The sequence below is a fragment of the Bradyrhizobium sp. NBAIM03 genome, assembly GCF_020194055.1.
GTDB lineage: Bacteria > Pseudomonadota > Alphaproteobacteria > Rhizobiales > Xanthobacteraceae > Bradyrhizobium > Bradyrhizobium yuanmingense.
Genome location: NZ_JADYVS010000023.1, coordinates 33,233 through 47,058 on the forward strand (window position 1 = coordinate 33,233; position 13,826 = coordinate 47,058).

Consider the following 13,826-nt stretch of genomic DNA (forward strand, 5'->3'; position numbering starts at 1 on the left):
CATGGCAGTCAGCGCCAACCGACTCGAATTGCTTCAGATCGCCGACGCCGTCGCACGCGAGAAGTCGATCGACCGCGGCATCGTCATCGCGGCGATGGAGGACGCCATCGCCAAGGCGGCGCGTGCACGTTACGGCAGCGAGACTGACGTTCATGCCGAGATCGACCCGAAGAAGGGCGAGCTGCGGCTGTCGCGCCACATGCTGGTGGTCGACAAGGTCGAGAATCACTCCAACCAGATCTCGCTGGTGGACGCGCAGCGCGCCAATCCCGGCGCCCAGGTCGGCGACACCATCGCCGACACCCTGCCGCCGCTGGAATATGGCCGCATCGCCGCGCAATCGGCCAAGCAGGTCATCGTGCAGAAGGTGCGCGAGGCCGAGCGCGACCGGCAGTACCAGGAATTCAAGGACCGCATCGGCGACATCGTCAACGGCGTCGTCAAGCGCGTCGAATATGGCAGCGTGATCGTCGATCTCGGCCGCGGCGAAGCCATCATCCGCCGCGACGAGATGCTGCCCCGCGAGGTGTTCCGCAACGGCGACCGCGTTCGTGCCTACATCTTCGACGTCCGCCGCGAGACGAGAGGCCCGCAGATCTTCCTCTCCCGCACCCATCCCCAGTTCATGGCGAAGCTGTTCGCGCAGGAAGTGCCGGAGATCTATGATGGCATCGTCGAGATCAAGGCGGTGGCCCGCGATCCGGGCTCGCGCGCGAAAATCGGCGTGATTTCCCGCGATTCCTCAGTCGATCCGGTCGGCGCCTGCGTCGGCATGCGCGGCTCGCGCGTGCAGGCCGTGGTCAACGAGCTGCAGGGCGAGAAGATCGATATCATTCCATGGTCGCCCGACATCGCGACCTTCGTGGTCAACGCGCTGGCGCCGGCGGAAGTCTCCAAGGTCGTGATCGACGAGGACCGCGAGCGCATCGAGGTCGTGGTGCCCGACACCAACAACCAGCTCTCGCTCGCGATCGGCCGCCGCGGCCAGAACGTGCGCTTGGCCTCGCAGCTCACCGGCTGGGATATCGACATCCTGACCGAGCAGGAGGAATCGGAGCGCCGCCAGGCCGACTTCGAGAACTCGACCCGCGTCTTCATGGAATCGCTCAACGTCGACGAAGTGGTCGGCCAGCTGCTGGCGTCCGAGGGCTTCACCTCGGTCGAGGAGCTCGCGATGGTGGACGTCAAGGAGCTCGCCGGCATCGAGGGCTTCGACGAGGAGACCGCGCAGGAGCTGCAGAACCGCGCCCGCGAATATCTGGAGCAGCAGGAAGCCGAGCTCGAGGCGAGGCGCAAGGAGCTCGGCGTCGAGGACGCGCTCAAGGACGTGCCCGGCGTGACCTCGAAGATGCTGGTGAAGCTCGGCGAGAACGACATCAAGAGCGTCGAGGACCTCGCCGGCTGCGCCACCGACGATCTGGTCGGCTGGACCGAGCGCAAGGAAGGCAGCGAGCCGACCAAGCACGCCGGTGCGCTCGACGGCATCGACATCTCCCGTGACGACGCCGAAGCGATGATCATGCAGGCCCGCGTCAAGGCCGGCTGGATCACCGAAGCCGATCTCGCCAAGCCCACCGAGGAGGCCGAGGCGACCGAAGATCAACCGGCTTAAGGGCAAAGGAGAATGTCGCCCGGATGCTTGCAGATTCCGACCTCGAACTTGACCATGGGCCGCGGACCGAAAGGTCCGCGACCATGCGCATGTGCGCGGTCAGCCGCGAGGTCCGGCCGATCGACGAGCTGATCCGCTTCGTTGCATCGCCTGACGGACAAATAGTTCCCGATCTCAAGCGCAAGCTGCCCGGACGCGGGATGTGGCTCACCGCCTCCCGCAAGACGGTTGCGGAAGCGGTGCGGCGTCACCAGTTTAGCAAGGCCTTCAAGCGCGAGCTGCGCATCCCTCAGACGCTTCCCACCGACATCGAGGCGCTCCTGGTCCGGAGCGTGACCGAAGCCCTTGGGATCGCCGCCAAGGCGGGTCAGGTCGTGGCCGGCTTCGGCAAGGTCGAGAGCGCCCTGCGGGAAGGAACGGTCGAGGTCCTGATCCATGCCAGCGACGGGGCCGCGGACGGAATCCGCAAATTGGACATGCTGGCGCGTCAGAATGCCGGGAATCGCGGTGCTAAGGCGCAGATTCCCGTCGTCACCGCTCTGAAATCGGTAGAATTGGATTTGGCACTGACCCGGTCAAATGTGATACATGCTGCCCTGCTCGCGGGCCCGGCGAGCAAGCCATTCCTGTCACGTAGCCAGATCCTGGTCCGATACCGGATGGCGGACGACGACAAGACTGCCGAAAAACCCGGCCAGGATTTCTGAGAGACAACGACGACCCGATTGGATGGTGCGGCAACGCACAACACTGATAAATCAGGATTAGGACTGCTGAATGGTTGATACCAAGACCCCTGGCGACAAGAAGCTGAGCGTTCCGAGCAAGACGCTATCGCTCAAGCCGCGCGTCGAAACGGGCACCGTGCGCCAGAGCTTCAGCCATGGCCGCAGCAAGCAGGTCGTGGTCGAGAAGCGCGGCAAGCGCCGCATTGGCGATGGACCCGAGCCGCACGCGCCCGAGGTGACGGCAAAGCCGGCGCCGGCCGCACCCGCCGCGCCGCCGCGTCCGGCTCCGCCCCCGCCGCGCAACGCCGGTTCCGGCGTGGTGCTTCGTACCCTCACCGAGGATGAGCGTTCGGCCCGCGCCAGTGCGCTCGCCGATGCCAAGCTGCGCGAGGTCGAGGAACGCCGCCAGGCCGAGGAAGAGGCCCAGCGCCGCGCCGCCCGTGAGGCTGCCGAGCGCGCCGAGCGCGAAGCCGCCGAATCCCGCCGCAAGGCCGAGGAAGAGCGCCACCGTCACGAGGACGAAGCCAAGCGGAAGGCCGAGACCGAGGCCAAGAAGCGTTTTGGCGAAGGCGAGCAGCCGTCCGCACCGCGTCCCGCCGCCGCGGTACCGGCCGCCTCCGCACCGCGCGCCGGTGCGCCTGCGTCCCGGCCTGGAACCACCACCACAGCGCGTCCTGGAACCACGACGGCGCGCCCTGCAACCACGACCGCGCAGCGTCCGGGTGGACCGGCTGGCCGCGGCCCCGCCGTTGCGGCCGAAGCTGACGACGACGAGGCGCCGCGCCAGATCCGCCGCGGTCCCGGCGGCGCCGCGCGTCCCGTGGTAGCCCCCAAGCCCACCCACAAGCCCGGCCCGCAGAAGGAGCGCGGCCGCCTGACCGTCGTCACCGCGCTCAATGCCGATGAGGTGCGCGAGCGCTCGATCGCCTCGTTCCGCCGCCGCACCCAGCGCCTGAAGGGCCACGCCTCGAACGAGCCCAAGGAAAAGCTCATCCGCGAAGTGGTCATTCCGGAAGCGATCACCATCCAGGAACTCGCCAACCGCATGTCCGAGCGCGCGGTCGACGTCATCCGCATGCTGATGAAGCAGGGCGCGATGCACAAGATCACCGACGTGATCGACGCCGACACCGCGCAGCTGATTGCCGAAGAGCTCGGCCACACCGTCAAGCGCGTTGCCGCCTCCGACGTTGAAGAAGGTCTGTTCGACGCGACCGACGATTCGACCGACACCGAGACCCGTTCGCCCGTGGTGACCGTCATGGGTCACGTCGACCACGGCAAGACCTCGCTGCTCGACGCGCTCCGTCACGCCAACGTGGTCTCCGGCGAAGCCGGCGGCATCACCCAGCACATCGGCGCCTATCAGGTGACATCGCCTGAAACCGGCAAGAAGATCACCTTCATCGACACGCCCGGCCACGCCGCGTTCACCGCGATGCGCGCCCGCGGCGCCAAGGTGACCGACATCGTCGTGCTGGTGGTCGCGGCCGATGACGGCGTGATGCCGCAGACGGTCGAAGCCATCAATCACGCCAAGGCGGCCGGCGTGCCGATCATCGTTGCCATCAACAAGATCGACAAGCCCGACGCCAAGCCCGAGCGCGTGCGCACCGAGCTGCTCCAGCACGAGGTGCAGGTGGAATCTTTCGGCGGCGAAGTCGTCGACGTCGAGGTGTCCGCCAAGAACAAGACCAATCTCGACAAGCTGCTCGAGATGATCGCGCTGCAGGCCGAAATCCTCGACCTCAAGACCAATTCGGAGCGTCCGGCCGAAGGCACCGTGATCGAGGCCAAGCTCGATCGCGGCCGCGGTCCGGTCGCGACCGTGCTGGTGCAGCGCGGCACGCTTCGCGTCGGCGACATTATCGTCGCCGGTGCCGAAATGGGCCGCGTCCGCGCGCTGATCTCCGATCAGGGCGAGACCGTGCAGGAGGCCGGCCCCTCGGTGCCGGTCGAGGTGCTCGGCTTCAACGGCCCGCCCGAGGCCGGCGATCGTCTCGCGGTGGTCGAGAACGAAGCCCGCGCCCGCCAGGTCACCAGCTACCGCGCGCACCAGAAGCGCGAGAACGCGGCAGCCTCGATCTCCGGCATGCGCGGCTCGCTCGAGCAGATGATGTCGCAATTGAAGACGGCGGGCCGCAAGGAATTCCCGCTGATCGTCAAGGCCGACGTGCAGGGCTCGCTGGAAGCCATCCTCGGCTCGCTGGAGAAGCTCGGCACCGACGAGGTCGCCGCCCGCATCCTGCATGCCGGCGTCGGCGGTATCTCGGAATCCGACGTGACGCTGGCCGAAGGCTTCAACGCCGCAATCATCGGTTTCTCGGTTCGCGCCAACAAGGAGGCCGCTGCGGCCGCCAAGCGCAACGGCATCGAGATCCGCTACTACAACATCATCTACGACCTCGTGGACGACGTGAAGAAGGCGATGAGCGGTCTGCTCGCGCCGACCTTGCGCGAAACCATGCTGGGCAATGCCGAAATCCTGGAGATCTTCAACATCTCCAAGGTCGGCAAGGTTGCCGGCTGCCGCGTCACCGACGGCACCGTGGAACGCGGCGCCAATGTGCGCCTCATCCGCGACAACGTCGTCGTGCACGAAGGCAAGCTGTCGACGCTGAAGCGCTTCAAGGACGAAGTGAAGGAAGTCCAGTCCGGCCAGGAATGCGGCATGGCCTTCGAGAACTACCACGACATGCGTGCCGGTGACGTGATCGAGTGTTATCGCGTGGAGACGATCCAGCGCTCCCTGTAAGTCCAAATCTTACCGAAGCGTTCGGATCTTTTTGAACTGAGATTGCGGGAGTGCGATGGCCGGTTTTTTCCGGCCATCCACCCCCTCTTCGTTTCAACAGGACAAATGACAATGCCCGTGTCCCAGATGCGGGCATGACGAGGTGATTTTCGAAAAATGCCACGGCATCATCAGAAGAAGAGTTCCGCGCCCGGAGGCTCGCAGCGTCAGCTGCGCGTCGGCGAGCAGGTTCGCCACGCGATGGCCGATATTCTGGCGCAAGGAAATGTGCATGATGCCGACCTCGAAGGTCACATCATCACCGTGCCGGAGGTGCGGATGTCGCCCGACCTGAAGCTCGCGACGGTCTACGTGATGCCGCTCGGTGGCCGCGACACCGAGATCGTCATCGCTGCGCTCGAGCGCAACAAGAAGTTCTTGCGCGGCGAGGTCGCGCGGCGCGTTAACCTGAAATTTGCACCTGACATTCGCTTCCGCGTCGACGAACGATTCGACGAAGCGGAACGGATCGAGAAGCTTTTGCGAACGCCTGCGGTGCAGAAGGACCTGGAACAGGATCCGCATTCGGATCGGGAAGAAGAGCAATGACCATGGACCCCGCTCACGGCACGATCGGCGGCAACGACACCGATCAGCGCGACGCGCAGACCAACGATTTCGCGGAGATGGGCGGCAATTCGCAGCCGCATCAAGAGCCGCGCCGCGTCAACAACGATCCGCGCGCCAAGCAGCAGAAGGGCAACCAGGTCCGCCGCGACCGCCGCGACGTCCATGGCTGGGTCGTGCTCGACAAGCCGATCGGCATGACCTCGACGCAGGCCGTCGCCGTGCTCAAGCGCCTGTTCAACGCCAAGCGCGCCGGACACGCCGGCACGCTCGATCCGCTCGCCTCGGGGGGCTTGCCGGTCGCGCTCGGGGAAGCCACCAAGACCGTCCCCTTCGTGATGGACGGCCGCAAGCGCTACCGCTTCACGGTCTGCTGGGGCGAGGAGCGCGATACCGACGACATCGAGGGCCGGGTGACCGCGACCTCGGAGCAGCGTCCGAGCCGGGAGGCGATCCTGGCCCTGCTGCCCCGCTTCACCGGGGTGATCGAGCAGATCCCGCCGCGCTATTCGGCGATCAAGGTCCAGGGCGAGCGCGCCTATGACCTCGCCCGCGACGGCGAGGTTGTGGAACTGGCGCCCCGCCCGGTCGAGATTCACCATTTAACCCTTGTCGATCAACCAGATAACGACCGGGCCGTGTTCGAGGCCGAGTGCGGCAAGGGCACCTATGTGCGGGCGCTCGCCCGCGATATGGGCCGGATTCTCGGCACTTACGGCCATATCTGCGCGCTGAGGCGGACCCTGGTCGGCCCATTTGGCGAAAACGACATGATTCCGCTGGATCAGTTGGAGGCTTTGTGCGATAGAGCCGCGTCCGGCGAGGGCAGCCTCGCCGACGCGCTTTTGCCCGTTGAGACCGCGCTGGACGACATCCCGGCACTGGCCGTCACTCGGGCTGATGCGGCAAGGCTCCATCGGGGCCAGGCCGTTTTGTTGCGCGGACGGGATGCGCCCACTTGTAGCGGCACAGTCTATGTCACGGTGGCAGGCCGTCTTTTGGCGCTTGCCGAAGTTGGCAATGGCGAAATCATCCCCAAGCGTGTGTTCAACCTGACCGGCCTGACTGCCAGCCCCGGTCGCAACGAGAGAAATTGACGATGTCGATTGCCGCAGAACGCAAAGCGGAAGTCATCAAGACGAATGCCACCAAGGCCGGCGACACCGGCTCGCCCGAGGTTCAGGTCGCGATCCTGTCGGAACGCATCAACAACCTCACCAACCATTTCAAGACCCACGTGAAGGACAACCATTCGCGTCGCGGCCTCTTGAAGCTGGTCTCGACCCGCCGCTCGCTCCTCGACTATCTCAAGAAGAAGGACGAGGCGCGGTACAAGGCGCTGCTCGAGAAGCACAATATTCGTCGTTAAGAGTTCCTGCGCGCGCCACCGGCGCGCGTTTTCGCGCGTGGTTTCGAACGAAAGCGCTTGTTTTTAAGCTTTTTGATCGAGGTTGCGTGCGCGTCGGATGCGGATTGTTGATTCGCGTCCGGGCATGATGAGCGAAGATCGAAGTTTCGGTGTTTGCATTCGTGCCGACTGACAGTCCAGCAGCAATCCGGCGGCTGGGCACAACGGGCAAGGCGCCCGTATGACCCGAAAGGATGGACGCCATCCGACATCCAAAAACCATGGCAGGATCGCAGGACGCTGATCATCCGCTCCGATCAGCGTCCCGCAATCTTGCGCATGGTTTTTGTTTTTGGAAGCGTCCCTTCTTTCGAGAACCCATGAAAGAAGACCTCTATGTTCAATAAGCATTCAGTCGAGATCGACTGGGGCGGACGCCCACTCAAGCTCGAAACCGGCAAGATCGCCCGCCAGGCCGACGGCGCCGTCGTCGCCACCTATGGCGAGACCGTGGTGCTCGCCACCGTCGTCGCGGCGAAGGCGCCGCGCGAAGGCGTCGACTTCCTGCCGCTGACCGTCGATTACCAGGAAAAGGCCTACGCTGCGGGCCGCATTCCCGGCGGCTATTTCAAGCGCGAGGGCCGTCCGACCGAGAAGGAGACGCTGGTCTCCCGCCTGATCGACCGACCGATCCGCCCGCTGTTCGTCGACGGCTGGCGTAACGAGACCCAGGTGATCGTCACCGTGCTGTCGCACGATATGGAGAACGATCCCGACGTCGTGGCGATGGTCGCGGCCTCCGCGGCGCTGACGCTGTCCGGCGTGCCGTTCAAGGGCCCGATCGGCGCAGCCCGCGTCGGCTTCGCCAATGACGAGTTCATTCTCAATCCGACGCTCGACGAGATGGTCGACACCCAGCTCGACCTCGTCGTCGCCGGCACTGCCGACGCCGTGCTGATGGTGGAATCGGAAGCCAAGGAACTGAACGAAGACATCATGCTCGGCGCGGTGATGTTTGGTCACCGCCACTTCCAGCCTGTCATCAACGCGATCATCGAGCTCGCCGAGAAGGCCGCCAAGGAGCCGCGCGAAGTCACCGTCATCGACAACGCCGCGCTCGAGAAGGAGATGCTCGGCCTGGTCGAGCAGGAGCTGCGCGCCGCCTACGCGATTCCGATCAAGCAGGAGCGTTATGCCGCCGTCGGCGTCGCCAAGGAAAAGGTGATGGCCCACTACTTCCCGGAGGGCCAGGAGCCGAAATACGACAAGCTCCGTGTCGCCGGCGTGTTCAAGGAGCTCGAGGCCAAGATCGTTCGCTGGAATATCCTCGATACCGGCAAGCGCATCGACGGCCGCGACAGCAAGACGGTGCGCAACATCGTCGCCGAGGTCGGCGTGCTGCCCCGCGCCCACGGCTCGGCGCTGTTCACCCGCGGCGAGACCCAGGCTATGGTCGTGACCACGCTCGGCACCGGCGAGGACGAGCAGTACATCGACGCGCTGTCCGGGACGTACAAGGAAACGTTCCTGCTGCACTACAACTTCCCGCCCTATTCGGTCGGCGAGACCGGCCGCCTCGGCGGCACCAAGCGCCGCGAGATCGGCCACGGCAAGCTGGCCTGGCGCGCGATTCGTCCGGTGCTGCCGCCGCACCATGAATTCCCCTACACCACGCGTGTGGTCTCGGAGATCACCGAGTCCAACGGCTCGTCCTCGATGGCTTCGGTCTGCGGCGCCTCGCTGGCGCTGATGGATGCGGGCGTGCCGCTGAAGCGGCCGACCGCGGGCATCGCGATGGGCCTGATCCTCGAGGACAAGCGCTTTGCGGTTCTCTCCGACATTCTCGGCGACGAGGACCATCTCGGCGACATGGACTTCAAGGTCGCCGGCACGGAAGCGGGCATCACCTCGCTCCAGATGGACATCAAGATCGAGGGCATCACCGAAGAGATCATGAAGGTCGCGCTGGCTCAGGCCAAGGACGGCCGCATCCATATCCTCGGCGAGATGGCCAAGGCCCTCACCGCGGCCCGCGCCGAGCTGGGCGAATATGCGCCGCGCATCGAGACCTTCAAGATCGCCACCGACAAGATCCGCGAGGTGATCGGCACCGGCGGCAAGGTGATCCGCGAGATCGTCGAGAAGACCGGCGCCAAGGTCAACATCGAGGATGACGGCACCGTGAAGGTCGCCTCCAGCGACGGCGAGGCGATGAAGGCGGCGATCAAGTGGATCAAGTCGATCGCGTCCGATCCGGAAGTCGGCCAGATCTATGACGGCACTGTCGTCAAGGTGATGGAGTTCGGCGCCTTCGTGAACTTCTTCGGTTCCAAGGATGGTCTCGTCCACATCAGCCAGCTCGCGGCCAACCGCGTGCAGAAGACCTCCGACGTCGTCAAGGAAGGCGACAAGGTCAAGGTCAAGCTGCTCGGCTTCGACGATCGCGGCAAGACCCGCCTGTCGATGAAGGTGGTCGACCAGACCACCGGTGAGGATCTCGAGGGCAAGGAGAAGGCCGCCGAGGGCGAAAAGGCCCCGCGCGAAGCCGCCGGCGAGTAACCTCTCGGAACATCTGAACACCAAGGGCGGCCGAAAGGCCGCCCTTCTTTTTTTGGCCGTTTGCTACCTGCTTCGTCGAACGCCATGCGCGATTCCGTCGCACCATCACAGCCACTTCGTTCGAAACCCGCAGTGGCTGCAACCGCGTATCTACGTCTACCGCCATACGCTTCACTCAGCGGATCGTCCCAGACAGGAGAACCAGATGTCATCCATATCCCGGCGCCGTCTCATGTTCGCAGCCACCGGCCTCGTTGCGGCCGCCGCTGCCCCGCGCTTGGCGTTTGCGCAGGCGGCCATGGCGCCCACAGGGCCGTTCAAACTCGATCCGCTGGCCTATCCGCCGAACGCGTTGGAACCGCATATCGATGCCAAGACGATGGAGATTCATCACGGCCGCCATCACCAGGCGTTCATTACCAACCTGAACAATTTCGCGAAGGACAATCCGCAGATCGCTGGAAAGCCGGTCGGTGAGGTGCTCGGCAATCTCGGCGCCGTACCCGACGCGATCCGCACCGGCGTCCGCAACAACATGGGAGGCCACGCCAACCACACGATGTTCTGGCAGATCATGGGGACCGAACGGCGGCAAGCCGGAAGGCGCCCTGCTCGCCGCGATCGACAGCGATCTCGGTGGCATGGAGAAATTGCAAGCCGACTTCAACGCTGCCGGCGGACGGGTCTTCGGCTCGGGCTGGGTGTTCGTGACTGTCAGCAAGGATGGCAAGCTCGCCATCGAAACGCGACCCAACCAGGACAATCCGATGATGGACGGCAAGCGGGCGCTGCTCGGCAATGACGTCTGGGAGCACGCCTACTATCTGAACTACCAGAACCGGCGCGCCGATTATCTCAAGGCATGGTGGAATACGGTGAACTGGAAGGCGGTGGGCGAGCGCTACGCTGCCGCGAAGGCCGGCACACTCGACGTGTAACGCCGATCCGGGATGATGAAAAAAGGGCGGCCTCTCGGCCGCCCTTTTGTTTGCGGGCCCCCGATCAGGATCGCGCCGCGATGTCGTAGCGGTCGAGGTTCATCACCTTGGTCCAGGCTTTCGCAAAGTCCTTCACGAACTTCTCCTTGGAGTCCGAGGTGGCATAGACCTCGGCGAAGGCGCGAAGCTGCGAGTGCGAGCCGAAGATCAGATCGACGCGCGTTGCGGTCCACTTGACGGTGTTGGTCTTGCGGTCGCGGCCTTCGTAGACGCCGTCCGCACCGGGCGGTGCCCACTGCGTGCTCATGTCGAGCAGGTTGACGAAATAGTCGTTGCTTAGCGTTCCCACCTTCGAGGTGAAGACGCCGTGCTTCAACCCGCCGGCATTGGCGCCGAGCACACGCAGGCCACCGACCAGCACCGTCATCTCCGGACCGGTCAGCCGCAGCAGCTGGGCGCGGTCGACGAGGGCCTCTTCGGGCTGCATGAACTGATGCCGCTTGCCGATGTAGTTGCGGAAGCCATCGGCTCGCGGCTCCAGCGGGGCGAAGGAGGCCGCATCGGTCTGCTCCTGCGAAGCATCCATGCGGCCCGGCGTGAAGCCGACCTTGACGTCGACGCCGGCATCCTTGGCAGCCTTCTCGACGGCGGCGGTGCCGCCGAGCACGATCAGGTCGGCGAGCGAGACCTTCTTGGCGCCGGATGAGGCGTTGAAGTCCTTCTGGATCGCTTCGAGCTTGCCGAGCACCTTGGCGAGCTGAGCCGGCTCGTTGACCTCCCAGTCCTTCTGCGGAGCAAGGCGGATGCGCGCACCGTTGGCGCCGCCGCGCTTGTCCGAGCCGCGGAACGTCGAGGCCGAGGCCCAGGCCGTCGAGACCAACTCCGGCACCGTCAGGCCCGAGGCCAGGATCTTCGACTTGAGGGCCGCGATGTCCTGCTCACTGACCAGCTCGTGGTTCACGGCGGGGATCGGATCCTGCCAGATCAGCGTCTCCTTCGGCACCAGCGGGCCGAGATAGCGCTGGATCGGACCCATGTCGCGATGGGTGAGCTTGAACCAGGCACGGGCGAAGGCGTCCGCGAACTGATCCGGGTTCTCCAGGAAGCGACGCGAGATCTTCTCATATGCGGGATCGAAGCGCAGCGAGAGGTCGGTCGTCAGCATGGTCGGCCGATGCTTCTTCGACGGATCGAACGCGTCCGGAATGATCGCTTCGGCGTTCTTGGCGGTCCATTGCTGAGCGCCGGCCGGGCTCTTCGTCAGCTCCCATTCGAAGTTGAAGAGATTTTCGAAGAAGTTGTTGCTCCACTTCGTCGGCGTCTTCGTCCAGGTCACTTCCAGACCGCTGGTGATGGAGTCGGCGGAGTGGCCCGCCCCATGCTTGCTCTTCCAGCCGAGGCCCTGGTCTTCAAGCGCACCGGCTTCCGGTTCTGGACCGACCAGCGAGGGATCGCCGGCGCCATGGGTCTTGCCGAAGCTGTGGCCGCCAGCGATCAGCGCGACGGTCTCCTCGTCGTTCATCGCCATGCGGGCGAAGGTCTCGCGGATGTCCTTGGCCGCGGCGACCGGATCCGGCTTGCCGTTCGGGCCTTCCGGATTGACGTAGATGAGGCCCATCTGCACCGCGCCGAGCGGCTCGGCGAGCTGGCGCTCGCCGCTGTAGCGCTCATCACCGAGCCAGGTGCCTTCCGGCCCCCAATAGAGCTCTTCCGGCTCCCAGACGTCGACGCGACCGCCGGCGAAACCAAAGGTCTTGAAGCCCATCGATTCGAGCGCGACGTTGCCGGCGAGCACCATCAGGTCGGCCCAGGAAATCTTCTGGCCGTATTTCTGCTTGATCGGCCAGAGCAGACGGCGCGCCTTGTCGAGATTGGCGTTGTCGGGCCAGCTGTTGAGCGGGGCGAAACGCTGCTGACCGGCGCCGGCGCCGCCGCGGCCGTCGGTGGTGCGATAGGTGCCGGCGCTGTGCCAGGCCATGCGGATCATGAGGCCGCCATAGTGGCCGAAGTCGGCCGGCCACCATTCCTGAGAATCCGTCATCAACGCGGTCAGGTCCTTGATGACCGCGTTCAGGTCGAGCGACTTGAACTCCTTGGCGTAATCGAAGTCCTTGTCCATCGGATCGGACTTGTCGGAATTCTTGTGCAGCACCTCGATGTTGAGCTGCGTCGGCCACCAATCGCGGTTTGAGCGCGTGGGTTTTCCGCCCGAAAACGGGCACTTCGAAGTGTCGTCCATGAATACCTCCTCTGGCGGCGTCGAACTCGCGCCCTTGGCCAGGTAGAACCACTCTAAGCGTCGCGTCCTATCAGGGGAAGTTGACTTTAGTGATCGCTGCGATAGGATTTTCTGATGATCAATCTGACGCTGCGCCAGCTCCGGTATTTCGATGCGCTGGCGCGCCACGGCCATTTCGGCCGTGCCGCCGAGGCCTGCTCGATCTCGCAGCCGGCGCTGTCGATGCAGATCAAGGAACTGGAGGAGACGCTCGGCGGCCTGTTGCTGGAGCGCAGCGCGCGCCAGGTCGCGCTGACCCGGTTCGGCGAGGAGCTGGCGCAACGGGTCCGCGACATCCTGCGCTCGGTCGACGAGCTCGGCGATTTCGCGCGCGCTTCGCAGGACCGCTTCGCCGGCCGCCTGCGCATCGGCATGATCCCGACCATCGCGCCCTATTTGCTGCCCAAGATCACCAAGAACCTCACGCGCATGCACCCGGAGCTCGACATCCGCGTGCGCGAGACCATGACGCCGCGGCTGATCCAGGAGCTGGTGGAGGGCCGGCTCGACACCGCCATCGTGGCGCTGCCGGTGTCGGAGCCCTCGCTCACCGAGGTCGCGCTGTTCGAGGAGAAGTTTCTGCTGGTGCGGCCGGGCGCCGATGAAGGCACGCCGGTGCCGTCGCGCGAGATGATGCGCGAGATGCGGCTTCTGCTGCTCGAGGAAGGGCACTGTTTCCGCGACCAGGCGCTCTCCTTCTGCAACATGCAGGCCGCGCCGCCGCGCGAGATGCTCGATGCGAACTCGCTATCGACGCTGGTGCAGATGGTCAGCGCCGGCATCGGCGTCACGTTGATCCCGGAGATGGCGGTGCCGGTGGAGACGCGCTCCGCCTCGGTCTCGCTGGCGCGCTTCCGCGACCCCGAGCCGTCGCGAACCATCGGCATGGTCTGGCGCAAGACCAGCCCGCTGTCGCGGCAGCTGCTGCAGATCTCCGAGGTGGTGTGCCTGTCCGCGGGCAAGGTGCGCGCGCGGCAATCCCTGCGCGGCCAGAAGGCTTGA

At 65.1% G+C, this 13,826-nt stretch carries 9 protein-coding genes and 1 pseudogene; 9 read left to right on the forward strand and 1 reads right to left on the reverse strand.

The window, feature by feature from the left end; genetic code table 11:
• The first annotated feature begins 1 nt into the window (after window position 1).
• The 8 genes and pseudogenes from nusA to I6F21_RS28060 all read left to right on the forward strand — a co-directional run bounded on the left by nusA (window position 2) and on the right by I6F21_RS28060 (window position 10,546).
• Window positions 2–1,612, forward strand: a complete 1,611-nt coding sequence (gene nusA, locus I6F21_RS28025; RefSeq protein ID WP_036008974.1) for a transcription termination factor NusA — start codon at window positions 2–4, stop codon at window positions 1,610–1,612.
• Window positions 1,613–1,635: 23 nt separating this feature from the next.
• A complete protein-coding gene (locus I6F21_RS28030; RefSeq protein WP_225183830.1) occupies window positions 1,636–2,319 on the forward strand; it encodes an RNA-binding protein in 684 nt (227 codons plus the stop codon).
• 70 nt (window positions 2,320–2,389) lie between these two features.
• Window positions 2,390–5,095, forward strand: a complete 2,706-nt coding sequence (infB, locus tag I6F21_RS28035; RefSeq protein WP_225183831.1) for a translation initiation factor IF-2 — start codon at window positions 2,390–2,392, stop codon at window positions 5,093–5,095.
• Between the two features lie 156 nt (window positions 5,096–5,251).
• Window positions 5,252–5,683, forward strand: a complete 432-nt coding sequence (gene rbfA / locus I6F21_RS28040) for a 30S ribosome-binding factor RbfA (RefSeq protein ID WP_036008998.1) — start codon at window positions 5,252–5,254, stop codon at window positions 5,681–5,683.
• Window positions 5,680–6,798, forward strand: a complete 1,119-nt coding sequence (gene truB, locus I6F21_RS28045) for a tRNA pseudouridine(55) synthase TruB (RefSeq protein WP_225183832.1) — start codon at window positions 5,680–5,682, stop codon at window positions 6,796–6,798. Before rbfA ends, truB begins: the two co-directional genes overlap by 4 nt.
• Window positions 6,799–6,800: 2 nt before the next feature.
• Entirely contained in the window at window positions 6,801–7,070 is a 270-nt protein-coding gene (gene rpsO, locus I6F21_RS28050; protein ID WP_008540131.1) for a 30S ribosomal protein S15, read from the forward strand.
• A 375-nt stretch (window positions 7,071–7,445) separates the two neighbouring features.
• Window positions 7,446–9,608: a polyribonucleotide nucleotidyltransferase gene (gene pnp / locus I6F21_RS28055; protein WP_225183833.1), complete on the forward strand. Its 2,163-nt coding sequence runs from the start codon at window positions 7,446–7,448 to the stop codon at window positions 9,606–9,608.
• Window positions 9,609–9,813: 205 nt separating this feature from the next.
• A pseudogene (locus I6F21_RS28060) lies at window positions 9,814–10,546 on the forward strand (superoxide dismutase).
• A 64-nt stretch (window positions 10,547–10,610) separates the two neighbouring features.
• Here I6F21_RS28060 and katG read toward each other — a convergent pair.
• Window positions 10,611–12,785, reverse strand: coding sequence for a catalase/peroxidase HPI (katG, locus tag I6F21_RS28065; RefSeq protein ID WP_036009010.1), 2,175 nt, complete (start codon window positions 12,783–12,785; stop codon window positions 10,611–10,613).
• Window positions 12,786–12,899: 114 nt separating this feature from the next.
• On the opposite strand from katG, the gene I6F21_RS28070 reads away from it, so the two are divergent.
• Window positions 12,900–13,826: a hydrogen peroxide-inducible genes activator gene (locus tag I6F21_RS28070; protein ID WP_036009013.1), complete on the forward strand. Its 927-nt coding sequence runs from the start codon at window positions 12,900–12,902 to the stop codon at window positions 13,824–13,826.